This is a genomic window from Paenarthrobacter sp. 4246 (genome assembly GCF_040546855.1).
Taxonomy (GTDB): domain Bacteria; phylum Actinomycetota; class Actinomycetes; order Actinomycetales; family Micrococcaceae; genus Arthrobacter.
Genome location: NZ_JBEPOP010000012.1, coordinates 14,540 through 38,884 on the forward strand (window position 1 = coordinate 14,540; position 24,345 = coordinate 38,884).

Genomic DNA, 24,345 nt, shown 5'->3' on the forward strand with positions numbered 1-24,345 from the left:
CCATGCTTCGCAAGACCCACGGCTTCGCCGTTAATGAAACAAGACTGCGCCCCATCAAAAGCAGGCTCCTGGCACTCGCTGTACTTCCCGCCGTCGTGCTTCCCGCACTGGCCGGGTGCTCCGATCCTGGAGCGTCGGCTGCCAAGCCGGAGTCCGCAGCTGCCAAGAACGGCGTTGTCTACAACACCTCTGTGGACCAGAACCGGATCCGCGCTGAGAAGGACACCGCCGCCGCCGGCGCGGTCCCCGCACCGATCGCCAAGGACGGCAAGCTGACAGTGGCCACCACTGCCGGCTCCATCCCGTTGTCCTTCCACGCCACCGATGACAAAACGCCGATCGGGGTGGAGGTGGACATCGCCCAGCTGGTGGCCGACAAGCTCGGGTTGGAGCTGGACCTTCAGGTGACGTCGTGGGAGAACTGGCCGCTCAAGACCCAGTCCGGTGACTTCGAAGCCGTATTCTCCAACGTGGGCATCAACGCAGCCCGCGTGAAGCTGTTCGACTTCTCCACCTACCGCGCCGCGTACATGGGATTTGAAGCGAAGAAGAGCTCCAGTTACAACATCAAGGGTTCGGACGACATTTCCGGGCTGAAGATCTCCGTGGGTTCCGGCACCAACCAGGAGAAGATCCTGCTTGCCTGGAACAAGGAACTCGAGGACAAGGGCAAGGCGCCGGCCACCCTGCAGTACTACTCTTCGGATGCCGACACCATCCTGGCGCTCTCTTCGGGCCGCACGGACTTGAACCTGGCACCGTTCCCGTCCGTCACGTACCGCGAAAACACCCGCGACGACCTCAAGGTAGTGGGCAAGGTCAACGCCGGATGGCCCGCGGAGACCCTGGTGGCCGCCACCACTCTCAAGGGCAATGGTTTGGCCCCGGCCATCACCGACGCCCTGAACTCCACCATCAAGGACGGCTCCTACGGCAAGGTCCTGGAACGCTGGGGCCTCTCCGAGGAAGCCCTGCCGGAATCCAAGACCGTCACCGAAGCGACGTTTGGGACCCCGGCCGGAACCACCAAATGAAGTTCCAGGTCCTTGACATCATTCCCCACCTGAAAAACCCCGTGACGGGGGAGATCGTCTCCACCGCCGACCGGCTGAACCAGGTAGTGGAGACGGCCCGCCATGCCGAGGAACTCGGTTTCGACAGCTTCTCCGTGGGGGAACGTCACGCCGGCGAGTTCGTCTCGTCTTCCCCGACGACGGTCCTCGCCGCGATTGCCGCCGTCACCAGCCGCATCCGCCTGCAGACCGGCGTCACCGTGCTCTCCGTGCTGGACCCGGTACGGGTGGCCGAGGACTACGCCACCATCGACCAGCTGAGCCGTGGCCGCCTGGAATTGGTGATCGGCAAAGGCAACGAAGTCCTGCAGTATCCGCTGTTTGGCCTCTCCCTGGACGACCAATGGGACCTGCTCGCCGAGAAATACGCGCTGCTGCGCACGCTTTGGCGGAAGGAAAGCGTCACGTGGTCGGGCAGCTTCAGGCCCGCGCTCACCGAACCAACCACGACGACGCCCCGCCCCTTTGCGGGGTCGCCCCGGATTTGGCACGGCTCAGCTACAACCCTGACGTCCGCTGCGCTCGCCGCAAAGTGGGGGGATCCGCTGTTCACGGCCAACGCCATCCAACCGCGGGAGAACTACAAGGTCCTGATCGACCACTACCGCGAAGAGTACGAGCGCCACGGCCACGATCCACGGCACCAGTACTTGGGCTCGGGCAGCGGTGCAGGGGGTGTGTTCATTGCGGACACCACGCAGGAAGCCATTCGCCAGTACGGGCCGGTGTACGAGGGGCTGACCGCCGGGCGCAACGTCCCTGGCAACAACTCACCGTTCCGGGACATCCAGCACGCCGTCGCCGAGGGGCCGGCACTGGTGGGCAGCCCAGAGCAGGTCATCGACAAGATCCTCAGCTACCACTCGCTCTACCACCACGACCTCCAGTCAATCTCCTTGCCCACCACACTGCCTTTCGAACAGCAGTTGGAGATCCTGGAACGTTTCGCGGTGGACGTCATTCCGGCCGTCCGTGCTGCCGCTCCCACCACCTTGTGGGAAGCCGAAGACCCTTTCGGTGGGCGACCCGAATTTGCCGGAGCCACCGAACCGGACGCCGCAGCAGCAGTCACCGCAGACCACGCCTTGAACAGGACGGATAACGCCCATGTCTTTGCACACTAATAGCGCCACGCAAACAGCCCTGGAATCCTTCGACGAGGAATGGCAGGAATGGCATGACGCCCATGAGCGCCACCGCGCCAACCCGCACGGCTTCCTTGCCGTGACCCACCTGCACTGGCTCACCAATGAAGCGACCCGGCTGGAAGGTGCGCCGGGCACATGGAGCGCGGATTCCGACGTCGTGCGTGTTGTCCTGGAGCCCGGCGAAAGCCTGCAGCAGGACGGCGTGGAACTTAGCAGCGGGGAGCCGCTGGAGTTCGGGCCCATCGAGGAACGCGGAGGCATCAACCTGGTCTCGGGCGACACCGTGATCGAGGTGGCCAAGCGCGGCGGCGAGTACATTGTTCGGCCGCGGAATCCGCAGAACCAACTGTTGCAGGAGTACCAGGGAACACCCGCCTACACCCCGAACGCTGCGTTCGCGGTGGCAGGTACCTTTGTTCCTTTCGAGACTCCCCGCCCCACCACGGTGGGTGCCGCCGTCGAGGGTATCCAGCATGTTTATGAAGCACCGGGTGAGATCCGCTTCAAGCTGGCCGGTGAAGAACTTGCTCTGACCGCGTTCAACGGCCACGCCCCGGGCTCGTTGTCTGTACTGTTCACCGACCAGACTTCCGGCAAGACCACGTACGCGGCCAACCGTTCGCTGTCCGTGGTTCCCGCGGCTGACGGCTCAGTGCAGCTCGACTTCAACCGCGCAGTGAACCTCCCGTGTGCCTACACCGACCTCGCCACCTGCCCGCTGCCGCCTGCCGAGAACCGGCTTCCGGTGGCCATAGAAGCCGGCGAAAAGATTCCCTACGAACGTCAGGACCAGAAGTGAGTTCCTCCGAAGAAACGAAGGCCGGATTCCTGGCCATTGAACTCGACGGCGCAGGGTATGAGAACCTTGCAACCGCCGTCCTCGCCGCCGAGTCCGCTGGCTTCCATGTAGCCACGTTCAAGGATGCGCCGGAAGCCGGCCGCACCAACGCCCTGCAGCGCGCAGCCTTCGCCGGTCCCATCACCCGGACCATTGCCGTGGTCCCCGAGGTGGACACCGTCTACACGGAGCCCTTCCACATTTCCACGCAGCTCGCGAGCCTGGACTACGTGTCCGGAGGCCGTGCCGGGTGGATCGTCACAGCAGCTGAGTCGCCCGAGGCCGCTGCCGCCGTCGGACGATCTTCGGTGGAAGGTGCCGCGCTGGCACAGGAGGCTGCAGCGTCCATCGAGGTGGGGCGTCGGTTGTGGGATTCGTGGGAAGACGACGTCGTGATCCGGGACGTCGCCACCGGCCGCTACATCGATGTGGACAAGCTGCACTATGTGGACTTTGAAACGCCCTCCGATTTCGCCGGTCCCGGCTATTCCGTGAAGGGCCCTTCCATCATTCCGAGGCCGCTGCAGGGCCAGCTGCCGGTGCTGGCCGCGGCGTCGCTGGTGGGCGAGGGCTTGGTGCCCGCTGATGCCGTTGATGCTGTGCTCGTGTCCGCGCCAACACCCGAACTGCTCGCCGCGGAGGTTCGCGACGTGCGGGCCCGGCTGGGTGCGTCCGTGGCGGTTCTTGCCGAGCTCGACGTCGTCCTGGACTCGCGTGGCGAAGCTGCGGTTTCGCGGGCCGGTACCCCGGCCGCAAACGGCCGGGCGGGCTTTGTTGGCTCGCCGGGAGATCTCACCGAGCTGCTCGACGCGCTGCTGAAGGAAGCCGACGGCGTTCGACTTCACCCGGCTGCCGTGGACGTGGAGCTGGACGAACTCTCACGGCTTGTCCTGCCGGAACTGCGCCGCCGCGGCTCGCTGCAGGCGCCGATCCAGGACGGTACGTTCCGTGAGCTGCTGGGCCTCGCCCCAGCGGAGAACCGCTATGCAACCACCGCTTCCGGCGCAGGAAAGTAGAGGAACACCATGACCCGCGATATTTTCCAGCCGAGCGGCCAGATCCAGTTCGGCATCTTCTTCCAGGGCGTCAACTCCGGCACCATCTGGAAGGCCCCGGAATCCGGCTCGCAGACTGACTTCGAGTCGTTCCGCCGGCTCGTCCAGACCGCAGAGCGCGGCAAGTTCGCTGCTTTCTTCCTGGGTGAGGGCCTGCGTCTCCGCGAGCACCTCGGACGTCCGCACGCCCTGGACGTGGTGGGCCGTCCGGACGCGCAGACCATGCTGGCCGCGCTCGCTGCCGTGACCACGAACATCGGCCTGGTGGCAACCCAGAACACCACGTACAACGATCCCGCGGACCTTGCGCACCGGTTGTCATCGCTGGACCTGATCTCCGGTGGCCGCGCTGCCTGGAACATCGTCACCACGGACAACGCCTGGACCGGAGCGAACTTCCGACGTGGCGGCTACCTGGACCATGCTGACCGTTACAAGCACGCAGAAGCCTTTGTCGAGACGGCCAAGCGCATCTGGGACTCGTGGGAAACCTCCACCGGCCCGGCGCGGAGAATCCTCCACGAAGGCCAGCACTACACAATTGACGTCACCCCGCGCCTGCCCCGCAGCGCCCAGTACCGTCCAGTTCTGTTCCAGGCCGGTGACTCACCTGAAGGCCGTGACTTCGCTGCCCGCCAAGCCGATGTGATCTTCTCCGCACATCCGAAGTTCGACAACGCCGTGGAATTCCGCCGCGACATTGTTGCCCGCTCGGTTGCAGCCGGGCGTGGGGCCAACGCCGTCCAGATCATGCCGGCCAGCGAATTCATCCTTGCCGCCACGGACCGGGAGGCCCAGGACAAGAAGGACTGGGTCCGCAGCCTGCAGATCGGACCGCAGCAGGCCATTGCCTACCTGGAGCAGTTCTGGGGCCGTGAGCTCTCTTCCTACGATCCCGATGGACCCCTTCCGGAGATCGATCCCGTTGTGGAGGAAACCTCCGAGACGCGCGGCAGTGGCTTCCATGGTGCCAAGGCCCGGCAGCTCGCCGATCAGTGGAGGGCCGAGGCCAAGGACAAGGGCCTGTCCATCCGCCAGTTCGTCACGTCCAAGACGGCACGCATCGACGCGACCTTCACCGGCTCCTACACGGCGGTAGCGGACCACCTGGCGGAATACGCCCGGGTTGGTGCCGTGGACGGCTTCAACATCTCTCCGTGGCTGGTCCCCACCGGCCTGGATGACATCGTGAACCACCTGGTGCCCGAACTCCAGGAACGCGGCGTCTACCCCACGGAATACCGCGGCACCACGCTGCGGGAAAATCTGGGGCTGGAGACGCCGGTGCGGTCCGAAGAGTCGGTCAAGGTCTGATGGGCACGCACCGCCTGCTGCAGCTCTGCCGGCGCTGGTTTGGTTTCACGCCGGGCCAGTGCGGCAGTGCGCCCGACCGCGACGGGTCGGGTGCCGCCGTCGTCGACGGTTCGCGCAACACCGTCAGCCTGCAGCTGACGGTGTTGGGGCAGCCGCTTTAGAGCAGTTCCTTGAAGACGTTCCAACCCCGGCCGATGGGCCCATACGGGCCATGCAGCCCTGTGCTTGATGCGCCGGTGATGTAACTGAGAAGGTTGCCGTTGGCGTCAACGGCAGAGAGCTCGTTGTATTTCGAGTGGCCGGAACTGCCGAGTCCGGCCACTTGGGAGAACGACTCCCACCCGACCCCGACCTGCGCAGGCTCCTCCCAGCCGCCTTCACCGTCGGAGCGGTACTGGTGCAGCTGGCCATACTGGTCGCGTCCGAAAATATCCACGGCACCATCGGCGTTCATATCGCCACCGGTGATGATCTTGTTCATGACCTGCCAGCCCCACCCCACCTGCTCGGGGTTGAGCCAGCCGCCGTCTCCATCGCCGGGGTAAAGGAAAAGGCCACCTGCTGCATCGCGTGCCAGCACATCGTTGGTGCCGTCGCCATTGAAGTCGCCCGGGCCCACTATGGCATTGAAGACGTTCCATCCTTGGCCTACCTGCTCGCGATCGAGCCAACCACCCTCACCATCGCCGGGGTAGAGGAAGAGTTTTCCTGCGGCATCCCGGCCGAGGAGATCGTTGAAGCCGTCGCCGTCGAAATCGCCGGGGGAGAAGACAATGTCAAAGACATTCCACCCTTGTCCCACCTGCTCGGGTTCGTCCCATGTACCCCAATAGGCAGGGCAGGGACCCTCGCACATGCCTTTGTAGTACGTGTAGGTCCGTGGATAGAGGATGAGCCTGCCGTCGTGCGTCCGGGCGAGGGGCTCAAAGTTGCCCCGGCCGGTCCACCCCATGGCCCGGCTGGAGGCCTTCACCGGCAAGGTTTCCGAACTCAGCTGCGTGCCGGTTGGGCAGCCCTGGTTTCCCGGGGTGAGGGGATGGACCCGCATGGATATCCGGCTGCCCTGGTCCTCGGGCAGGATCCGAAGGGTTTCCCCTTGCCGATCCTCCGGAAGCGGATCGCCGTCGCGCAACCACTCCAAGGTGATGCCGTCACCCGAGCCGTCCGGATTCCGGCAGCCCCAGTAGCTGTAGTCGTACTGGCGGCGCAGCTCGGCACCCACGTAGGCGGCGCCGTCGATGATTGGCGTCGGTTGGTTGTCCGCAGTGGCGGGCGGTGTCCCCGTGACCAAAAGTCCGGCTGCCAAAGCTATCGCTGAAAGCATTGAAAACCGTGTGGTGCGTGCTCGAACGTTCCCCATGATGTTCCCCCGGAAGCCTGCATTGACGTTTGTGCTGAGGCTACCGCATGGGCGGCCGGCGGTCAGGAGGCGTTGGGGTTTGGGGCCACCATGAAGACGTCGATCGGGTCCTCGGATTCCAGCATGAAACCATGCCGCTCATATAAGTGGCGGGCGGCGCTGCCCTGAAGCACGTTCAAACGGAAAGGGCGTTCGTCAACGGAGGCAGCCATGACATGCCGCAGCACGGCACCGCCCAAACCCCTGCCCTGATGGGTGGGAGCAACGTAGAAGTGCTCGATCCACCGCGCGTCGGGCTCGGGACGAACGGCAATGACGCCGGCATCCACGCCGTCGGTATGGATGATGTAGGTGTACTCCGGCTGGAAACCGTTCAGGAAGCGCTCGCGGACGCGGACGGGATCGAAACGCTCCAAGCGTTCAAGGTCCGGGCGCATCACCACAGCCCGGAGTTCCGCTATCCAGGCAGCGTCCGAGGCAACGGCCGGGCGGAGGGCGAAATCGGCAGACATGGATCAAGCCTATGCGGACCGGCGCTGAAGCTACCCACGCAAACCATAGGATGAAGCGGACGGAAAGGTGCAGCCACGATGGTCACACGCGAAGAAGTAGAAGCAGCGTACTCACGGACGGCGGGCTGGGTCCGCCATACGCCCCTTGCCGAGAGCGGCGACCAGGAGCCGTACCACCTGTGGTTCAAATGTGAATACATGCAGCACACAGGCTCCTTCAAAGCCCGCGGCGCGTTCAACCGCCTGCTCACAGCACAGGAAAACGGCGAACTGGACCCGGAAGCCGGCGTCGTGGTGGCCTCCGGCGGCAACGCAGGCCTGGCCAACGCTTACGCGGCAGCCAGACTCGGAGTCCCGGCAACGGTGTTTGTCCCGGAGTCCGCGCCGGCGAACAAAGTCCACAAGCTCTATGCCATTGGTGCCACCGTGGTCCAGGGCGGGGCTGAGTACGCCGAAGCCTATGCGGCTGCCGTGCGCTTCGCCGAGGAGAAGGGCGCGGTCTACTGCCATGCCTACGACCAGCCGGAGATCGTGGCCGGCGCCGGTGGGGTGGGTCTTGAACTGCTGGATGAACTGCCCGACGTCGACACCATCCTGGTCGCTGTTGGCGGCGGCGGGTTGATGGGCGGCATTGCGGCCGCGGCAGAAGGCAGGGCTCGCGTTGTGGGCGTCGAACCGGAAACAGTTCCCACGCTGCATACCGCGCTGGCCAAGGGCGAACCCGTAGATGTGGCGGTCTCCGGCATCGCCGCTGATTCCCTGGGCGCCCGCCGTATCGGGGAGATCGGCTTCGGAGTTGCCCGCCGCGCGGGTGTCCAGAGCGTCCTGGTCACGGACGAGGACATCATCTTGGCGCGTCGTACCCTCTGGGAGAAGCACAGAATAGTGGTGGAACACGGCGCTGCCGCAGCCTACGCGGCGTTGCTGTCCGGTGCCTACACTCCCCAGACGGGCGAAACCGTGGCAGTGATCCTCTGCGGGGCCAATACGGACCCCGCCCACTTCTAACCCAGGAAACGCAAAGAATCCCCGCCGGTGGCGTCCGGCGGGGATTCGGCGTCGGCAGGTCTGCCCTGCCACAGCGGTTCCTACTTCTTGGGCAGGCCTGCCGGGTTCAGTTCGGACGCGGGAATAGCCTCGGAGGACAGCCCCCAGCGGTCCAGGATCTTGCCGTAGTTACCGTCCTTGATAAGGGTGTTGAGTGCAGCCTGGGCTGCCACGGCCAAGCCGTTGCCCTTCTGGGTGGTGAACGCGATTTCGGCCTTCAGCGGCCAGCCACCCTCGAGTGTTCCCACTTCCTTGGTCTTGCCATCCTTGGCTGCCTTGTAGGCGGCGGAAGCGTTGGGTCCAAACGTAAGGTCCGCGCGGCCTGACTGGAGGGCGAGCTGGGAGGCGGAGTCGTCGTCGTAATACTGGAACTCAACCGGCTTTAAGCCGTTCTTCTTGTTCTCCTCATCCCAGCGGACCAGGATGGCTTCCTGGTTGGTGCCCGAGCCGACGATGATGCGCTTTCCCGCTACGTCCTTGGCTTCCTTGATGGAGCCGATGTCCGAGTCGGACTTGGCGTAGAAGCCCAGGAGGTCGTTGCGGTAGGTGGCGAAGTCGAACTTCTCCTTGCGGGCCTCGGTGACGGTTACGTTGGACAGCACAGCCTCGTACTTGCCTGACTCGACGCCCAGCGGCCAGTCAGCCCAAGCCACGGGAAGAACCTCAACCTGCAGCCCTAAGCTCTCGCCCACGGCATAAGCGATGTCCACTTCGCTGCCGATCAGGGTCTTGTTGTCAGTGGCGAAGGTGCTCAACGGGGGAGTGCCGCCGGTGGTCACCACGGTCAGCTTGCCGTCGGCTTTGATGGCGTCCGGAACCAGGGCAGCCGCGGCGGAGTCCACGGACACCTTGACGCGGTCCTGCTGCGGGGTCAGGTTGAACTCTTTGGTGGAAGAGTTCGACGCCGGGGCGGACGCCCCTGTCGCCGCCGTCGCACCCGGGTCCGAGCAGGCCGCGAGCCCGAGCAAAGCGGTGGCGGCCAGCGCCGCGGTGACGCCGGTCTTGGCTGCAAAACGTGCCATTGGTTCTCCTTGGGTTCGTCCTGGTCATCGCGACAGGGCGGTCTGATGCGTACTTGTGGCTGCAACTATCCGGCAGCCCACTGATACAGGTCAAAGTGCTCTGAAACGCTGGGATACAGGGGTTCATGGCGGTTAATCGGGCGTCGAACGGGGTCACAAAAGCCTCCCGACAGCGGGTGGAAACCACCGCGCGACGCAACTCACAGAAATAAGCCGGAGGCCGCCGTCGTTGTCGCTTAAGTGCCCGGCAACCAAAATGCCGGCACCGCGCAACGTACCGAAAGGCATCCCCGTGACTGTTCCTCTTTCCATCCTCGACCTGGCGACCATCGGGAAGGGCCAGACGGCGGCGGAAAGCCTCGCGGGCAGCGTGGCCATGGCGCAGAAGGCCGAAGAGCTGGGCTACCGGCGGGTCTGGTACGCCGAGCACCACAACATGTCCGCCATCGCTTCCTCGGCCACGAGCGTGCTGATCGCCCATGTCGCCGCCCACACCAAGACCATCCGCCTCGGTGCCGGTGGCGTCATGCTGCCCAACCACTCGCCGCTGACCATCGCTGAGCAGTTCGGCACCTTGGAGACGCTGCACCCCGGGCGGATCGACCTCGGACTGGGACGCGCGCCGGGCAGCGACCAGAACACCATGCGGGCACTGCGCCGCGACCACACATCCTCGGACAGGTTCCCGCAGGACGTCCTGGAACTTCAGGGCTACCTCACCGGACCCACCCGCATCCAAGGTGTCGAAGCGACGCCGGGCAAGGGCACCAACGTGCCGCTCTACATCCTGGGATCCTCGCTGTTCGGCGCCCAGTTGGCCGCTCAGTTGGGCCTTCCCTACGCGTTTGCTTCACACTTCGCGCCGGCTGCCCTGCAGGACGCAGTTGCCGTCTACCGACGCGAGTTCAAGCCTTCAGCGCAGTTGTCGGAGCCTTATGTCATCGCGGGCGTAAACGCTACTGCCGCGGATTCCAACGCCGAGGCCCAGGCCATCCACCTTGCTGTGAAGCGTGCCCGCGTTTCGTTGTTCTTTGGTGGGGGCCGCGAGTTCACGGACGACGAAGCGGACATGGTGCTCGACTCTCCGCAGGGCCAGCACATCGCCCAGATGATGAAGTTCTCTGCTGTGGGAACCAAGGACGTGGTGCGCGACTACCTTGATGAGTTTGCGGCGTTCGCTGACGCCGACGAGCTGATCGTGGCCCACCAGAGCATCGGCACCGAAGAGCGCCTGCGGTCCGTGGAACTGGTGGCCGAGGTCGCGGGCCTGGTTCCCGCATAAATCCAAGGAAAGACTTTACTCGTTGGTAATCAACGAGGTATGCAAGCGAAACCGTCCGGGCGGAGACTGTAGCTATCCGCCCCGGAAGGATCCGCCATGCCTACGCACTTGAATCAATCAGTTGCCGATTCCGCGCTGCTGATGAAATCGCTCCCGCTTGGCCTGCTCCGGACTGTGGTCCAATCCGACGCGGAGAACGGCATCAGCCCGCAGTTGTTCGCGGAGCTGAGGGTCCTTGCCCGGGTTCCTGGTTTGCTGGTGGCCTGCAACTACGGCGGCACCCTCTGCTCGGCGGAGGGCGTATCCACGGAGACCTTGCCCCTGGACAGCGCAGCCGTGGCGCTCCGTGCGCTGGCTGCGCTGCCGAACACCCACACGGCCATCATTTCCGGCCGGTCCCTCCGGGATCTGGCCGCGGTGTCCCGGCTGCCGGCGGAGGTCCACCTGGTGGGATCCCACGGGGTGGAGTTCGACATGGGCTATGCCTACACGCTCTCCCTCGCCACGGAACAGTTGCTTCAACAGGTAGCCACCGCGCTGACGGAAGCCGTCGGTTTCGAAAAGGGCATCAGCGTTGTACGCAAGCCGGTGGGGGTCGCGGTGCACACCCGTCCGGCAACACCCGAAGTGGTGGACAGGGTGGTCTTCGCTTCGCAGAAGATCGCCATCGAGTTCGGGCTCTACTTCATCGTTGACGGAACGGTGCTGGACCTGACCGTCGAAGAACCGGCCAAGGGCCAAGCCCTGGAACAGCTCCGCGCGAGGCTTGGGGTCAGCGCCGCGCTGTACGCAGGCGACGCAGAGAGCGATGAAAAGGCGCTGGCCACCCTGCGTGGACCGGACCTTGGCCTGCACGTCGGACCGGGAGATACGACGGCGGGACACACCATTCCGGACCCGGAAGCCTTTGCGCACGTGCTGGCTTTGTTGTTCGAACTGCGCCGGGCGTGGCTCTTTGGCGAAGACGCGGTAGGCCTGGAACGGCATTCGATGATCGGCAACGGAAGCTCCACAGCGCTGCTCACCCCGGATGCAAAGGTCTGCTGGATGAGCCACCCCCTGCCGGATTCCGGCTCGCTTTTTGCTCACATCCTGGGCGGTGATCCCGCCGGCCACTTCAGCATTGAGCCCGTGAAGCCATCGCCGGTACTGGCGCAACGTTACGTGGACAACACCATGATCGTGGAAACCCGCTGGGCCGATGTCACGGTGACTGACTACCTGGAGCCCGCACCCGAGGGCATCACCAGCCTGGTTCGTGTCCTGTCCGGGACGGGTAACGCGCGAGTGGTGTTCGCGCCAAGGCCTGACTACGCCAATGCGCCGTTCAACATGGAGATCCGCGGCGATGAGGTCCATATCATCGGGACATCGGATCCCATCATCCTCTCGGCGCCGGGCGTTGTTTTCACCATCACCAACGACGCCAAGTACGCCACGGCAACGGCAGAGGTCGCATTGGGTGATGGTCCCGTAGTGCTGAATATGCGCTGCGGTGACACTGAGCCGCCACCCGCAGACCCGGCGGGCGAACCTCACCGGCGTGCCGCCGTCGGGCTGGTGGCGCGTGAGTGGGTCAAGGCACTGCAGCTGCCCACCATCAAGACCACGCTGGTGCGGCGGTCCGCGCTGGTGCTGAAATCGCTGGTCCACGAGCCCACCGGTGCCGTCCTCGCTGCGCCCACCACGTCCCTGCCGGAAGGCATTGGCGGCACGCGTAACTGGGATTACCGGTATTGCTGGCTGCGGGACGGATCCATGACGGTGAACTCGTTGGTGTCGTTGGGATCCACGGAAGAAGCCGACGGTTTCCTGGGATGGCTGGGCCGAATTCTGGAGAACGCGCCGGGACCGGAATGGCTGCACCCCCTCTATTCGGTGACGGGCGCGCCGCTGTCCACGGAAGCCATTGTGGAGAGCCTTCCCGGTTATGCGGGATCGCGGCCGGTGCGGATCGGCAACGCCGCGGACCACCAGGTGCAACTGGATGTGTTCGGGCCCATCGCTGAGCTGATCCACGATCTTGCCGAGCGGCGCGGATTCCTTCCGGACCAGCACTGGTTCCTCATGGAGCAGATGGCGCATGCCGTGCTGGCCCGCTGGCACGAGCCGGACCATGGGATTTGGGAAGCCCGCCGGCCGCCGCGGCACCATGTGTACACCAAAGTCATGTGCTGGATGACGCTGGATCGGGCGCTCCGGGCTGCCGCTTTGCATGGCCGGGTTCCCCATGCGGACTGGTCGCCTACCGCGGACACCATTCGCGAGGAAGTCCTGCACGAAGGGTGGGATGAGTCCGCGGCTTCCTACACCGTGGCCTATGACAGCCCGGACCTCGATGCAGCCGTCCTGCACATCGGCTTGTCCGGCCTTCTTGACGCCCAGGACCAGCGTTTCCTGGATACGGTGACTGCCGTTGAACGCGAGCTTCGCGTGGGGCCCACCGTTTTCCGATACAGGTACGACGACGGCCTGCCGGGTTTGGAGGGTGGCTTCCATATCTGTACTACCTGGCTGATCGAGGCGTATCTGGCGGTGGGACGCCTGGACGATGCGCTGGAGTTGTTCAACCAATTGGTGGCGCTGTTTGGCCCCACGGGCCTGCTGCCGGAAGAGTACGATCCCGGCACCGAAACACACTTGGGCAACCATCCCCAGGCGTACTCGCATCTGGGTTTCATTCGCTGCGCGCAACTCCTGGACCACTATCTGGCCAGCGCGGACGTGGAGTAACCCACCTGTCCGAACCAGCCATTGGGGTGAGGCATCTCAGCTCCCTTGATTACCCGTGGCTCCTTCCGGGGAGCTCAGTCCGCCTCACGGCTACTTGAGCTTGACGAGGAACTGGTTGTAATCGGCGGCGTTGAAACTTGCGACGATCATGCTCGAGGTGTTCGCGTGCTCCACCGGCATCTGCAGGATCACCTTATCCGTAATGGAGAAGCCTTTCTCCGCAGGAGGTGCCTTCGACTCCCCCTTGGGCAGTGTTGACACGTTGTTAAATGTAGTCCCGTACTCGTCGTCAGTGCCGAAGGTCCCGTCCCAGTTCTTGTTTACGACGGAGAACCGGGTTCCACCTTTTGCAGGCTCTGCCCCGTTGTACTTCCACGTTGCCGTGAACGTTACCCAGGTTTTGCCGGCATCCGGCGCCACTTTTGAGATGATGCTGTCCATCGCCTTGATTTCTGCGTTCGCATCGAGATTTACGCTGTCGATGACCAAGGACCAGTCACCGTCGATCATCTCTTCACCGAGACTGTAGGGGTTGGCCAGCGTCCCCTCTTTTTCGCCCTTCGGCCATACCGGTTCCGGCGAGGGTGCTGACGCAGGTGCCGTAGCCGCGTCGGCTGCCGGCGCTTCCTTGGCGGGTGCTGCGCACGCAGAGAACGTGAGCAGTGCCGACAGGGCGAGGACGGCACCTGCAAATGTCCGGCCAACGGCAGTTGTGCGTGGTGCTTTTCTAAGTTCCATATTCTTACTCTATTCGATCTACAAACCTCGTTTGGGCAGTACAACTAGCTGGCAGTGTTGATGCCAGTCAGCGAGAACCTCGGCCGGATGAACCGCGTCGCCGATGCCGTCATATTTGGCGGTTAGGCGAGCAGCAACGCCACCGCGATCATGGCGGGAACGGCCACGATGGTGGTGATCAGCACGGTGTCCTTGGCTACAGCGATCCCTGCTTGGTATCGGTTGGCGGCGACGAATACGTTTTGGGCAGTGGGCAGCGCCGAAGTCACCACCACCGCGAACAGTGCGTGCCCGTCCATCCCCAGGGCGAAGCGGGCGAACAGGTATGCGATCAACGGGTGCACAATAAGTTTGAAGCCACTGGCCAGCAAGGTGTCCAGCCTCCGCCCGGCGTCCTTCTGTAGGGGTTTGGAGCCATTGAGGCTCATGCCGAACGCCATCAGCATGGCCGGTATCGCGGCTCCGCCGATCAGGTGGATGGGCTCCAGGATCAGCGTCGGTACTTGGAATCCGGTCCCCGCCACCAGCAGGCCGATCGCCGAGCCCACGATCATGGGGTTCTTGACGATCATCAGCAGGAAGCGCAGGGGAGTGGTGCGATGCGAACTGGTGCTGGCGTCCAGGGCCATCAGATACATCGGGGTGAAGAACGCGAGTTGGAAGATCAATAATGGCGCCACGTAGCTCGCATCGCCCAGGACAAACACCGCGATGGGGATGCCGAGGTTGGCGGAGTTGGCCAGAGAGGCGCTCATGGAGGACATCAGTGCTTCCGGCATGGCCCGTTTGAGCCAGAACTTCACGATCAGGAAGAACAGCAAACCGGTGAGGACGGCACCCACGGCGGTGACCAGGAGCGGCGCGGCGAAGACGTCATGCAGCTTGGCCTTGCTCAAGGTCTCGAAAAGGAGCGCCGGGCTTGCGACGAAGAACGTCAGTGAACTCAGGACCGACCGGGCGTTTTCCCCGAGGATGTTGCGCCGTCCAACGAACATGCCCACCAGGATGATGGCCCACACAACGAAGAACCCCTGCAGTACGCCAATCATGAGGCTGCGCTGGAGGGGAATCGTTGGATCACGAACACCAGCCTAGCCATAGACTGGTGTCGAGTAAGCGTTTTCTCGCGGATGTTCCGATATGCGGACGCCCGAACGCGCTCGACGCCGGCGCTGGGCCGGGTGCCCGGCGTCGGGCCCTAGTTTGTGGCTGGCTTTTTCGTCGTTCCAGTCGCCGCCTCCAGTGCGGATATCAAGCGCCCTACCTGAACGACGGCGGACCGGATCCGGACGGGGTCGCTGATGGTGAGGAATTGAAGCATGAGGCCGTCGAGGGCGGCGAAGATGGCAAGTGAGGCTTCGTTGCTTGTGTCCAGCCCACGGCGCGTCAGGGCGTCCTCCACTGTGCTGACGTAGTTGGCGTAAAGGCGCTCAACCATCGCGCGGATCTGCGGGTTGCGCCTGGATTCGAGGATCATTTCGAACTGAAACAGCTGAAGTTCCGGTTCGGCGGAAACGGTGGCGATAAGAGTATCGGCGAAGTTTCCGTCGAAGTCCGCGATCCCCGACAGTCCGGTCTCCTCAATGGACCGCTGGACGGACCATTCCATGGTGGCGGCCAGAAGGCCTTCCATGGAACCGAAGTGGTGCGTGACCAGTGCGTGATTGACGCCGGCACGGGCGGCAACTGATCTGTAGGTCGCTCCACGCAACCCCTTCTCTGCCACCACATCCAGCACGGCAGCCAGAAGGGCATCCCGACCGTCTCCGTAGGGCAACTTGCGTGCTTCCTGGCTCATATAGCGAGTTTAGCGGCGTTGAAATCCCGGGTAGGAACCCATTGACACCCCAAACTATACAAACGTATAGTTTGGGTGTGGCCCGCATCACCCGCCACCAAGAGCAGCTTCAGTCCAGCCCCGTGTCCCGCGGCCGCAGGACTCCCTATCCTCCGCAGTGGCGATGGCGCCAGTGCATTCCGGAAAGAACAGCCTCATGAACGAATTCAGTCAAACCTCGGCCCCGGCCGGTTCCCAAGTTGCCGGTTCCCCGGCCGGCACCGTGCGGCTCAGGGCGAACAAGCTCGGCGTCCTTGCCATAGCATTCTTCGCTATTGCCGCCGCCGCCCCTATGGCCGCCGTTGTTGGAGCGAGTCCCGTCATCTTCTCCGCGAGCGGGCCCGGCACTCCGGTGATCTATGTCATCGCGGCCCTGCTGGTAGCCCTGTTTTCGGTGGGATACCTCAGGATGAGCCAACACATCACCAACGCTGACGGGTTCGTTGCGTACATATCCAAAGGCTTAGGCAACAAGTGGGCCACGGGAGGCGCCGGAATAGCCATCCTTACCTATCTCAGCCTGCAGATAGGCCTGTGGTCCCAGTTCGGTGTCTTCGCCCAGCAGCTCATGGAGAGTCTTACGGGGGTTGGGTTGCCGGTCTATTTTTGGATCGTCGCAGTGCTGGCGCTGACCACATTCCTGACCATGAAGGGCGTGGACGCCAGCTTGAAAGTGTTGGGCGTGCTCATTCTCGGCGAAACGCTGGTGGTTGCAGCACTGGTGACCTCCCTCATCGTCCAGAAGGGGCTGGGGATATTCACGTTCGCAGGGTTTACGGGCGAGAACATTTTTGGGCCTGGCTTGGGAATCTCGTTGTTGTTCGCCTTTGCCTGCTTTACCAGCTTTGAAGCCACTGTTGTCTTCGCGGAAGAAGCCAAAAATCCGCGGCGCACCATCCCGCGGGCCGCCTACCTTGTCATCGCCTTCATCGGCCTCTTCTACATGGTGTCCACATGGGCCATCAGCGGCGCTGTGGGCATCGATGGGATTCAGGCCGTTGCCACGGAGAATCCCTCCGGGATGATCTTCGAGCTCGCCGAAGCCAGCGCGGGAGCCTGGCTGAGCGTCGCCATGCAGGTATTGGTGGTCACGAGTTTCGTCGCGATGCTCCTGGGCCTGTCCAACATGTTTTCCCGGTACTTGTTCGCTTTGGGACGGGCAGGCGCGCTCCCAGCCAAGTTGTCATCCGTGTCCGCCACCGGGGCGCCGTCGTTTGCAGGATTGGTCAATTCGCTGGTGGTCCTGGGCATCATCAGCGTCTTTCTCCTGGCCGGTGCTGACCCGATCGCTACGGTCTTTGCCTGGTTCGTGGCGTTGGGAACGGCAGGCTTCATTTCCATCCTGCTGCTGACGTCCGCCGCAATCCTGGTGTACTTCGCCAGATCCGGAACGAAGGACAACCCATGGGTCACGGTGATTGCTCCGGCACTTTCCTTCCTGGCATTCGCCGTGGTGGGTTACCTGACCTTGGACAACTACGACGTCCTGCTCGGAGGCGAAGGAGGGGTAGCCCGCTGGCTCCTCCTCGGCATCCCGCTCATCTTTGTGGCCGGCCTGGTGCGAGGAACGCATAAGCCCACCATCAACTACGCCGCCGAAATTCTCTGAATCCAAACTCCCTCACAACAAAAGGACCAAACTCATGACCTCAACTGAACTTCAGGACTACGTTCCCGAGGAAGAATGGCCCCCAGTCTCCACCATGCTCGATGGCTTTGGAGACCAGACCTTGCCTGCATCTCCTGCGCTTGTGGCCATGACTATTTTCCTTCAGGCAGCTGACGGTACCCCTATCGAGTACTACTTCCTCTCCCCGTCATCGCTGACGTGGAACGAGGGCACTGCCAGCGGGACCGCTATTTACAAGGCGATAGAAGCCCGTCCTGGGATCTTCATCATTGATTTCGTCCGTGGCCACGACTGCGGCAAAGATGCCGACGCCGAAAACGTCACCATCATCTTCGACCAGACCACAGGTGCCGTCACTACTGCCGTCTCCAGGTTTGTAACCTCGGACGGCAAGGTCCGGGGAACTACCGACTTCACGCATGCGAACGCCAGCGGCCGGCCGACGGTTCACCAACGGTCCTCCGACCTCGTGGGCAAGCGCGTCTTCTACCGCTACAGCGACGTCGAATCCTACGAGCACATCTACCTGAACCAAGGGACCTTCACGTGGCACTGTGTCCGGGGAGGAGAGGCGGGGCTCGCTGATACCGACCGTTGCATGACTTGGGCCGTCGCGGAGGACCTGTACATCTTCTTCTGGACCGAACAAGTGATGACCGTTGAAGCCGTGCTCCTGATCGACCTGCGCGAGCAGCGCTCCATCGGGCGGATGTTTGGCTGGGACAATCCCGCCGCGGAACCTGTCACCTTGCCGTTCAATTCCAGGCTCACTGTCCTGAACACCACGAGCTACCCCCAGGACACCCACAAGCACTGAGGTCCGCCTCCACTAATCCACCACCACAGAGGAGTTACACCATGTCCCAGGTCTTTCATGCCCACCTTGACCATGCAGCGTTTGAACCCTTTGCCCTCGGCACTGTCCAATGGCTTCGGCGCCCCGGTGACAACGGAAACGAGTTGTTGAGCGGCGGCATCTGGAAAGTCACACCGGAAGAAGCGCCTGAACCGTTCGACCTCCCCATTGACCAGGACGAAACCATTTGCATCGTCTCCGGCCACCTCCGCATCGAGGTCAAGGGCGGCGACACCCTTGAGTTGAAGGCCGGTTCCATGGCTTCCCTCTCCAAAGGGGCGATGACCCGCTGGAGTGTCCTGGAACCGACCATCGAGTTTTTCGTCTACAGCTAAGGCGTGGGCAAAGTGGAAACCGCCGACGTCATCATTATCGGGGCCGGCTTTGCCGGGCTCACGGCCGCAAGGGAATTGTCCCGCAGTGGCCACAACACCATGCTGCTGGAGGCGAGGGACCGGATCGCCGGACGAACCCATCTGGCAGAACGCCTTGGCCGGAACCTGGAACTCGGCGGCACATGGGTGCACTGGACCCAGCCCTATGTGTGGGCGGAAATGGGGCGGTATGGGATCAAGGCACTCCCTGGTCCGGAGTTCACCAAAGCGTCCTGGATTGTGGGCGGCACACGGCATGAGGGCACCGCGGAAAGCTTGATGGAACTGCTGGATGGGCCGAACCGGCTGCTGCTGGCTGACTCGCGGCGCTATTTCCCGATGCCGTGGTCACCCTTGGATAACCCCGCCGTGGCGGATATTGACGGTCTCACTCTTTCGGAAGCCATCGAACGCCTGGAGCTTCCCGATCATCAGCGACAGCTCCTGAGATCCTTCTGGGCGCTGAACTTCAACGGCAGGCTGGACCAAGCTGCCTACACCCAGGCATTGCGCTGGTGCGCCGTGGCCAGCGGTGATTGGCAGCTCATGTTTGAGGCGTGCGCCAGCTTCAAGATCGACGGCGGCACCCACCGGCTTGCCCAGGCGATCCTTGCGGACTCAACTGCAGAGCTGCGGCTGAACCAGAGGGTCGCGTCCATCCACCAGGATGACCAACGGGTCCTCGTGACCACTGAAGCGGGCAAGCAGTACGCGGCCCGCCAGCTCATCCTCGCGCTGCCGCTCAGCGTGCTCAACGACCTTGAGATCCAACCAGCGCTGTCGCTCGCTAAACGGGAGGCGGCAGTAAAAGGACAGGCGGGGCGCGGTGCAAAATTGTGGGTTCAGGTGGAAGGGCGGCAGGAAAGATTTGTCGCGTTTGGACCCGAGTCAGCAGCACTCAACTTCGTCCAAGCCGAGTACATCGATCGTGACACCACCACCCTGGTCTGCTTCGGTCCCGACGCCGGGGCCGTGGACGTCGACGACGTTGCCGCAGCTCAACGACACCTGGAGGCAATAGTCCCGGGGTTGAAAGTACTTGATGTTGCAGGGCATGACTGGGTTGCCGATGAGCACGCACGGTCCACCTGGCCCATGCATTACACCGGCTACCTGACCCGGTATCTGGCAGAACTCCAGCGGCCGGAGGGAAGAATCCGCCTTGCGGGATCCGACTTCGCCAACGGGTGGGGAGGGTTCATCGACGGTGCCATCGAGAGCGGCCTCGACGCCGCACGGCACGCAGCATCCGCACTGGGCAATGGTGCAACGTCACCCCTCCAGGCTCCTGCTGCCGTCGGCTAAGCAGCCCAAACGCGCTCGACGCCGGCACCCACTTGAGTGCCGGCGTCGAGCGTTGTTGTGGAACTCTAGCTGAGTTGCGCCGCGTTGTTCAGGGCGTGCGGCGGGCGCATCAGGCCGGGGGTGTGCCCCTCTGCGGGGTCATTGCCGAGCTGCAGGATCGTGTTGTCCTTGCCCACGTGGACTACCCGGGGCTCGTAAGCCCTGGCTTCCTCCGTGGTCATTTCGGCGTAGGTGATCAGGATGACGGTGTCCCCAACGTGGACCATGTGGGCCGCCGCGCCGTTGATGCCGATCACGCCGGAACCGCGCTCGCCGGCAATCGTGTACGTCTCCAGCCGGGCGCCGTTGGTGACGTCCACAATGGAGACGAGCTCGCCGGGGAGGATGTCGGCCGCGTCCAGGAGGTCCAGGTCGACAGTGACCGAACCGACGTAGTGGAGGTCGGCGTGGGTCACCGTTGCGCGGTGGATCTTGGACTTGAACATTGTGCGGATCATAATGCGATCAGTTTAGCGCGGCACCCTCATCCGGCGCTGTGACGTACCAGACTCGGAGGCCTGCGGAACTTGTGGCTTCCTGACCTTGTTTGACGGAATGATGGCCGCAAAGCAACCGGTGCAGGTTGTTTCGCGGCCACTCTCGCATCAAAGCGGGTCAGGACGAGACGCCACTGACAACGCGTGCACCGCTAAACTCGTAGCGTTCCAGGCTCGTTCCTGCCACCACCAGCGCACGCAGCTCGGCCAGCCCACCGGCTACCACCCCTGCCGCGCGTGCCTGCATCAGGACATTGCCCTGGGCAGTCGCCTCAACGGGTCCTGCGATCACAAGCTTGCCCGTGGCATCGGCAGTGAGCTGGCACAGGAGCCGGTTTTGCGAACCGCCGCCCACAATGTGCACCACGCTGGTGCTGCGGCCCGTAAGGCGCTCGGCGTCGGCCAACGTGCGCGCGTAACCGGCCGCGAGGCTGTCCATAATGCACCGCACGACGGCGGCAGGCCGGTCCGGGAGCACCGCACCGTTGTTGCCCACGGCTGCGCGGATACGGTCCGGCATGTTGTCCGGGGCCGTGAACGCAGGATCATCGGCATTGATCTGCGGACCGCCGGCCGGAAGTGCGGCTGCCGAGTCCAGCAGCGCCGGGAGTGCTTGGGTGTAGCCTTCCGCGGCCCAGGCACGCTGGCATTCGCTAAGGAGCCAAAGACCACCCACGTTGCGGAGGTACCGGATGGTGCCGTCCACGCCGCGTTCGTTGGTGAAGTTGGCTTGGCGGCTGGCTTCTGTGAGGACGGGTTTGTCCAGCTCCACGCCCACCAAGGACCAGGTACCGGAGGAAATGTAGGCAAAGTCTTTGAGCCCAGCTGGGACCGCTGCCACGGCCGAGGCGGTGTCATGCGAACCCACGGCAACCACTGTGGTGTCCGTGGGGAGACCCGTCTGCTCAAGGACCCAGGGCAACAGTGTGCCCACGGTTTCCCCCGGCTGGATGAGCTCAGGGAAGATGGTCCGGGGCAGTCCCAGAGCGTCCAGGAATTCGGTGGCCCACTCGCCGCCCACGGCATCGAACAGGCCGGTAGTGGAAGCATTCGTGGCTTCAGTCCGGCGCTCACCTGTCAGCAGGAAAGCGATCAGGTCCGGAATCAGCAGGGCCTGCACGCCGTCCAGATTTGGCTCCGCTGCGAGCTGGTACAAGGTGTTGAACTGCAGGAACTGCAGGCCCGTGGTGGCGTAGAGCGTTTCAGGAGAAATTGCTGAGTGCACCCGCTGGACGGTGGCCCGGCTGCGCTCGTCCCGGTAGCTGAACGGCACCGAGGTGAGGTCACCGGCGTCGTTCACCAAGCCATAGTCCACCGCCCACGTGTCGATGCCGATGCTCACGATGCGCTCGCCATTCCCGCGCGCCACCGCAGCGGCAGCTACCAGGCCCTTGAGAACCTGCGCGAACAGGGCATCGAAATCCCAGCGGAGGCCGCCGTCGAGCTCCATAACTCCGTTGGGAAAGCGATGAATCGTCTCGAGGGCCACGCCGGATGCTGCGGAAACGCGGCCCAGCATGACACGGCCGGAGGACGCTCCGATGTCGATGGCGGCGAACACTGCGTTGGGGCCGGACACCGTCCCGGCGAGTGCCGGGACGGTGCCTGCGGTGGTTCCGTTGCTCACTGCCAGTCCTAGCGGAGGAATGCCGCCGCGACGCCGGCGTCCACGGGGATGTGGAGGCCGGTAGTGTGCGACAGCTCGTTGCTGGTGAGCACGGAGGCGGCGTTGGCCACGTGTTCCGGGAGGACTTCACGCTTGAGCAGCGTGCGCTGGGCGTAGTACTTGCCCAGTTCCTGCTCGTCCACGCCGTACACCGCGGCACGCTTGGCGCCCCAGCCGCCGGCGAAGATGCCGGAGCCGCGGACCACGCCATCGGGGTTGATGCCGTTGACGCGGACACCGTATTCGCCCAATTCCGCGGCGAGGAGGCGGACCTGGTGGGCCTGGTCCGCCTTGGTGGCAGAGTAGGCGATGTTGTTCGGACCGGCAAAGACCGAGTTCTTGGAGGAGATGTAGATGATGTCTCCGCCCAGGCCCTGATCGATCATGACCTTGGCCGCGGCCTTGGACACCAGGAACGAGCCCTTGGCCATGACGTTGTGCTGGAGGTCCCAGTCCTTTTCCGTGGTCTCCAGCAGCGGCTTGGAGATGGACAGGCCGGCGTTGTTGACCACCAGGTCCAGGCCGCCGAACGCGAGCACGGCTTCCTGCATGGCGGCAGCAATCTGGGCTTCGTCGGTGACATCGGCCTGGACGCCGATGGCGACGTCGGAACCGCCCAGTTCCTCGGCGACCTTTTGCGCGTTCTCAAGGTTCAGGTCGGCAATCACTACGCACGCGCCGTCGGACGCCAGGCGGGTGGCGATCGCCTTGCCAATGCCCGACGCCGCTCCGGTCACCAGCGCGATGCGGGTGGCGTGGGACTTGGGCTTGGGCATGCGGGCGAGCTTGGCTTCTTCCAAGGCCCAGTACTCGATGCGGAATTTCTCGGATTCCTCGATGGGGGCGTAGGTGGAGATGGCCTCGGCGCCGCGCATCACGTTGATGGCGTTGATGTAGAACTCGCCGGCCACGCGGGCGGTCTGCTTGTCCTTCCCGAAGGAGAACATACCCACGCCCGGAATCAGCACGATTGCCGGGTCAGCGCCACGTAGCGCGGGCGAATCAGCGTCTGCATGGCGGTCGTAGTATGCCTGGTAATCCTCGCGGTAGGCCGCGTGCAGTTCCTTCAAACGGTTGATTGCCTGTTCCAGCGGGGCGTCGGCCGGCAGATCAAGGACCAGCGGCTTGACCTTGGTGCGCAGGAAGTGGTCCGGGCAGGAGGTGCCCAGCGCACCGAGGCGCGGGTGCTCTTCCGAAGCAAGGAATTCAAGAACGACGGCGTCATCACTGAAGTGTCCCAGCTGCGGCTTGTCCGTGGAGGCCAGGCCGCGGATCACGGGAGCGAGGGCGGCTGCCTTGGCTTTTCTTTCAGTTTCCGGGAGGGCGCCGTAGCCGGGGAGCTTGGCACCAAAGGGCTCGGCCTTGCCGTTGTCCTTGATGTAGTTCTCGGCCTGGTCAATGATCCAGAGCGAGTTGGCCTCTGCTTCTTCGCTGGTGGCGCCCCAGGCGGTGATGCCGTGGCCGCCCAGGATGGTGCCGATGGCCTGCGGGTTGGCTTCCTTTATCGCCGCGATGTCCAGGCCGAGCTGGAATCCGGGGCGGCGCCAGGGAACCCAGACAACTTTGCTGCCGAACACCTTGGAGGTCAGCGCTTCGCCGTCCACCGCGGTGGCGATGGCGATGCCGGAGTCCGGGTGCAGGTGGTCAACGTGCGCAGCATCAACGAGCCCGTGCATGGCGGTATCGATGGACGGCGCTGCGCCGCCCTTGCCGTGCAGGCAGTAATCGAACGCTGCCACCATTTCGTCTTCACGCTCGACGCCGGGGTAAACATCCTTGAGTGCCTGCAGCCGGTCCAGCCGGAGTACAGCCAGGTTCTCAGCCTTCAGGGTGCCGAGGTCGCCACCCGAGCCCTTGACCCATAGAAGCTCTACGTCCTGGCCCGTCACCGGGTCCTTCTCGGTGCCCTTGGCGGAGGTGTTGCCGCCCGCGAAGTTGGTGTTCCGCTTGTCCGCGCCCAGGCGGTTGGAACGGGAAATCAGGTCTTCAACAGTCTTAGCTGTGTTCTGCATGTTCATG

The 24,345-nt window shown here is 63.7% G+C and carries 22 protein-coding genes; 13 read left to right on the forward strand and 9 right to left on the reverse strand.

The window, feature by feature from the left end:
- The first annotated feature begins 2 nt into the window (after positions 1 to 2).
- Genes ABIE35_RS19155 through ABIE35_RS19180 form a run of 6 tightly spaced genes read left to right on the forward strand, consistent with a single transcriptional unit; the run spans position 3 to position 5,589 of the window.
- Positions 3 to 1,034: an ABC transporter substrate-binding protein gene (locus ABIE35_RS19155; RefSeq protein WP_354517405.1), complete on the forward strand. Its 1,032-nt coding sequence runs from the start codon at positions 3 to 5 to the stop codon at positions 1,032 to 1,034.
- Positions 1,031 to 2,197 carry an LLM class flavin-dependent oxidoreductase gene (locus tag ABIE35_RS19160; RefSeq protein ID WP_354517407.1) on the forward strand — a complete coding sequence of 389 codons (1,167 nt, stop codon included), beginning with the start codon at positions 1,031 to 1,033 and terminating at the stop codon, positions 2,195 to 2,197. Before ABIE35_RS19155 ends, ABIE35_RS19160 begins: the two co-directional genes overlap by 4 nt.
- A complete protein-coding gene (locus ABIE35_RS19165; protein WP_354517408.1) occupies positions 2,181 to 3,020 on the forward strand; it encodes a DUF1684 domain-containing protein in 840 nt (279 codons plus the stop codon). The genes ABIE35_RS19160 and ABIE35_RS19165 overlap by 17 nt, the downstream gene beginning before the upstream one ends.
- Positions 3,017 to 4,075 carry an LLM class flavin-dependent oxidoreductase gene (locus tag ABIE35_RS19170; RefSeq protein ID WP_354517410.1) on the forward strand — a complete coding sequence of 353 codons (1,059 nt, stop codon included), beginning with the start codon at positions 3,017 to 3,019 and terminating at the stop codon, positions 4,073 to 4,075. The genes ABIE35_RS19165 and ABIE35_RS19170 overlap by 4 nt, the downstream gene beginning before the upstream one ends.
- A gap of 9 nt (positions 4,076 to 4,084) precedes the next feature.
- A complete protein-coding gene (locus tag ABIE35_RS19175) occupies positions 4,085 to 5,428 on the forward strand; it encodes an NtaA/DmoA family FMN-dependent monooxygenase (RefSeq protein WP_354517412.1) in 1,344 nt (447 codons plus the stop codon).
- Entirely contained in the window at positions 5,428 to 5,589 is a 162-nt protein-coding gene (locus ABIE35_RS19180) for a hypothetical protein (RefSeq protein WP_354517414.1), read from the forward strand. The genes ABIE35_RS19175 and ABIE35_RS19180 overlap by 1 nt, the downstream gene beginning before the upstream one ends.
- Here the strand turns inward: ABIE35_RS19180 and ABIE35_RS19185 are convergent.
- Both ABIE35_RS19185 and ABIE35_RS19190 read right to left on the reverse strand, forming a co-directional pair.
- The gene (locus tag ABIE35_RS19185) at positions 5,586 to 6,788 is read right to left on the reverse strand and encodes an FG-GAP repeat domain-containing protein (RefSeq protein ID WP_502921398.1); all 1,203 of its coding nucleotides are present in this window, start codon (positions 6,786 to 6,788) and stop codon (positions 5,586 to 5,588) included. The two genes, ABIE35_RS19180 and ABIE35_RS19185, sit on opposite strands and share 4 nt — an antisense overlap.
- Positions 6,789 to 6,850: 62 nt before the next feature.
- Positions 6,851 to 7,300, reverse strand: a complete 450-nt coding sequence (locus ABIE35_RS19190) for a GNAT family N-acetyltransferase (RefSeq protein WP_354517418.1) — start codon at positions 7,298 to 7,300, stop codon at positions 6,851 to 6,853.
- Positions 7,301 to 7,378: 78 nt separating this feature from the next.
- On the opposite strand from ABIE35_RS19190, the gene ABIE35_RS19195 reads away from it, so the two are divergent.
- Positions 7,379 to 8,308: a threonine/serine dehydratase gene (locus tag ABIE35_RS19195; protein WP_354517421.1), complete on the forward strand. Its 930-nt coding sequence runs from the start codon at positions 7,379 to 7,381 to the stop codon at positions 8,306 to 8,308.
- Positions 8,309 to 8,388: 80 nt separating this feature from the next.
- Here the strand turns inward: ABIE35_RS19195 and ABIE35_RS19200 are convergent, their stop codons facing one another.
- A complete protein-coding gene (locus ABIE35_RS19200) occupies positions 8,389 to 9,369 on the reverse strand; it encodes an ABC transporter substrate-binding protein (protein WP_354517423.1) in 981 nt (326 codons plus the stop codon).
- Positions 9,370 to 9,661: 292 nt separating this feature from the next.
- Between ABIE35_RS19200 and ABIE35_RS19205 the strand changes: the two genes are divergently transcribed.
- Both ABIE35_RS19205 and ABIE35_RS19210 read left to right on the forward strand, forming a co-directional pair.
- Positions 9,662 to 10,651, forward strand: a complete 990-nt coding sequence (locus tag ABIE35_RS19205) for an LLM class flavin-dependent oxidoreductase (RefSeq protein WP_354517425.1) — start codon at positions 9,662 to 9,664, stop codon at positions 10,649 to 10,651.
- Between the two features lie 96 nt (positions 10,652 to 10,747).
- Positions 10,748 to 13,384, forward strand: a complete 2,637-nt coding sequence (locus ABIE35_RS19210; RefSeq protein ID WP_354517428.1) for a trehalase-like domain-containing protein — start codon at positions 10,748 to 10,750, stop codon at positions 13,382 to 13,384.
- A gap of 90 nt (positions 13,385 to 13,474) precedes the next feature.
- Here ABIE35_RS19210 and ABIE35_RS19215 read toward each other — a convergent pair whose 3' ends face one another.
- The 3 genes from ABIE35_RS19215 to ABIE35_RS19225 form a co-directional block, all read right to left on the reverse strand.
- Positions 13,475 to 14,122 (reverse strand): hypothetical protein, encoded by a 648-nt coding sequence (locus tag ABIE35_RS19215; RefSeq protein ID WP_354517431.1) that lies wholly within the window; start codon positions 14,120 to 14,122, stop codon positions 13,475 to 13,477.
- 122 nt (positions 14,123 to 14,244) lie between these two features.
- Positions 14,245 to 15,171 carry an AEC family transporter gene (locus tag ABIE35_RS19220; protein ID WP_354517433.1) on the reverse strand — a complete coding sequence of 309 codons (927 nt, stop codon included), beginning with the start codon at positions 15,169 to 15,171 and terminating at the stop codon, positions 14,245 to 14,247.
- Between the two features lie 149 nt (positions 15,172 to 15,320).
- Positions 15,321 to 15,920 (reverse strand): TetR/AcrR family transcriptional regulator, encoded by a 600-nt coding sequence (locus tag ABIE35_RS19225; protein WP_354517434.1) that lies wholly within the window; start codon positions 15,918 to 15,920, stop codon positions 15,321 to 15,323.
- A gap of 196 nt (positions 15,921 to 16,116) precedes the next feature.
- On the opposite strand from ABIE35_RS19225, the gene ABIE35_RS19230 reads away from it, so the two are divergent.
- From ABIE35_RS19230 to ABIE35_RS19245, 4 genes are read left to right on the forward strand one after another with little or no spacing between them, the layout of a single operon-like run.
- Positions 16,117 to 17,568 (forward strand): APC family permease, encoded by a 1,452-nt coding sequence (locus ABIE35_RS19230; RefSeq protein ID WP_354517435.1) that lies wholly within the window; start codon positions 16,117 to 16,119, stop codon positions 17,566 to 17,568.
- 34 nt (positions 17,569 to 17,602) lie between these two features.
- Positions 17,603 to 18,406, forward strand: a complete 804-nt coding sequence (locus ABIE35_RS19235; protein WP_354517437.1) for a MoaF C-terminal domain-containing protein — start codon at positions 17,603 to 17,605, stop codon at positions 18,404 to 18,406.
- Positions 18,407 to 18,447: 41 nt separating this feature from the next.
- A complete protein-coding gene (locus ABIE35_RS19240) occupies positions 18,448 to 18,780 on the forward strand; it encodes a cupin domain-containing protein (RefSeq protein ID WP_354517438.1) in 333 nt (110 codons plus the stop codon).
- A gap of 3 nt (positions 18,781 to 18,783) precedes the next feature.
- Positions 18,784 to 20,124, forward strand: coding sequence for a flavin monoamine oxidase family protein (locus tag ABIE35_RS19245; protein WP_354517440.1), 1,341 nt, complete (start codon positions 18,784 to 18,786; stop codon positions 20,122 to 20,124).
- A 65-nt stretch (positions 20,125 to 20,189) separates the two neighbouring features.
- Here ABIE35_RS19245 and panD read toward each other — a convergent pair whose 3' ends face one another.
- From panD to ABIE35_RS19260, 3 genes are all read right to left on the reverse strand, one after another.
- Positions 20,190 to 20,621, reverse strand: coding sequence for an aspartate 1-decarboxylase (gene panD / locus ABIE35_RS19250; protein ID WP_354517441.1), 432 nt, complete (start codon positions 20,619 to 20,621; stop codon positions 20,190 to 20,192).
- Positions 20,622 to 20,778: 157 nt separating this feature from the next.
- Positions 20,779 to 22,287, reverse strand: coding sequence for a rhamnulokinase (locus tag ABIE35_RS19255; protein WP_354517443.1), 1,509 nt, complete (start codon positions 22,285 to 22,287; stop codon positions 20,779 to 20,781).
- 8 nt (positions 22,288 to 22,295) lie between these two features.
- A complete protein-coding gene (locus ABIE35_RS19260) occupies positions 22,296 to 24,338 on the reverse strand; it encodes a bifunctional aldolase/short-chain dehydrogenase (protein WP_354517444.1) in 2,043 nt (680 codons plus the stop codon).
- Positions 24,339 to 24,345 lie beyond the last annotated feature (7 nt).

Excerpts from the sequence above, each read along its gene's own strand:
- ABIE35_RS19155 (WP_354517405.1), top strand. The coding sequence starts at position 3 with ATGCTTCGCAAGACCCACGGCTTCGCCGTTAATGAAACAAGACTGCGC.
- ABIE35_RS19160 (WP_354517407.1), top strand. The coding sequence starts at position 1,031 with ATGAAGTTCCAGGTCCTTGACATCATTCCCCACCTGAAAAACCCCGTG.
- ABIE35_RS19165 (WP_354517408.1), top strand. The coding sequence starts at position 2,181 with ATGTCTTTGCACACTAATAGCGCCACGCAAACAGCCCTGGAATCCTTC.
- ABIE35_RS19175 (WP_354517412.1), top strand. The coding sequence starts at position 4,085 with ATGACCCGCGATATTTTCCAGCCGAGCGGCCAGATCCAGTTCGGCATC.
- ABIE35_RS19180 (WP_354517414.1), top strand. The coding sequence starts at position 5,428 with ATGGGCACGCACCGCCTGCTGCAGCTCTGCCGGCGCTGGTTTGGTTTC.
- ABIE35_RS19185 (WP_502921398.1), bottom strand. The coding sequence starts at position 6,788 with ATGGGGAACGTTCGAGCACGCACCACACGGTTTTCAATGCTTTCAGCG.
- ABIE35_RS19190 (WP_354517418.1), bottom strand. The coding sequence starts at position 7,300 with ATGTCTGCCGATTTCGCCCTCCGCCCGGCCGTTGCCTCGGACGCTGCC.
- ABIE35_RS19195 (WP_354517421.1), top strand. The coding sequence starts at position 7,379 with ATGGTCACACGCGAAGAAGTAGAAGCAGCGTACTCACGGACGGCGGGC.
- ABIE35_RS19200 (WP_354517423.1), bottom strand. The coding sequence starts at position 9,369 with ATGGCACGTTTTGCAGCCAAGACCGGCGTCACCGCGGCGCTGGCCGCC.
- ABIE35_RS19210 (WP_354517428.1), top strand. The coding sequence starts at position 10,748 with ATGCCTACGCACTTGAATCAATCAGTTGCCGATTCCGCGCTGCTGATG.
- ABIE35_RS19215 (WP_354517431.1), bottom strand. The coding sequence starts at position 14,122 with ATGGAACTTAGAAAAGCACCACGCACAACTGCCGTTGGCCGGACATTT.
- ABIE35_RS19220 (WP_354517433.1), bottom strand. The coding sequence starts at position 15,171 with ATGATTGGCGTACTGCAGGGGTTCTTCGTTGTGTGGGCCATCATCCTG.
- ABIE35_RS19225 (WP_354517434.1), bottom strand. The coding sequence starts at position 15,920 with ATGAGCCAGGAAGCACGCAAGTTGCCCTACGGAGACGGTCGGGATGCC.
- ABIE35_RS19230 (WP_354517435.1), top strand. The coding sequence starts at position 16,117 with ATGAACGAATTCAGTCAAACCTCGGCCCCGGCCGGTTCCCAAGTTGCC.
- ABIE35_RS19235 (WP_354517437.1), top strand. The coding sequence starts at position 17,603 with ATGACCTCAACTGAACTTCAGGACTACGTTCCCGAGGAAGAATGGCCC.
- ABIE35_RS19240 (WP_354517438.1), top strand. The coding sequence starts at position 18,448 with ATGTCCCAGGTCTTTCATGCCCACCTTGACCATGCAGCGTTTGAACCC.
- panD (WP_354517441.1), bottom strand. The coding sequence starts at position 20,621 with ATGATCCGCACAATGTTCAAGTCCAAGATCCACCGCGCAACGGTGACC.
- ABIE35_RS19260 (WP_354517444.1), bottom strand. The coding sequence starts at position 24,338 with ATGCAGAACACAGCTAAGACTGTTGAAGACCTGATTTCCCGTTCCAAC.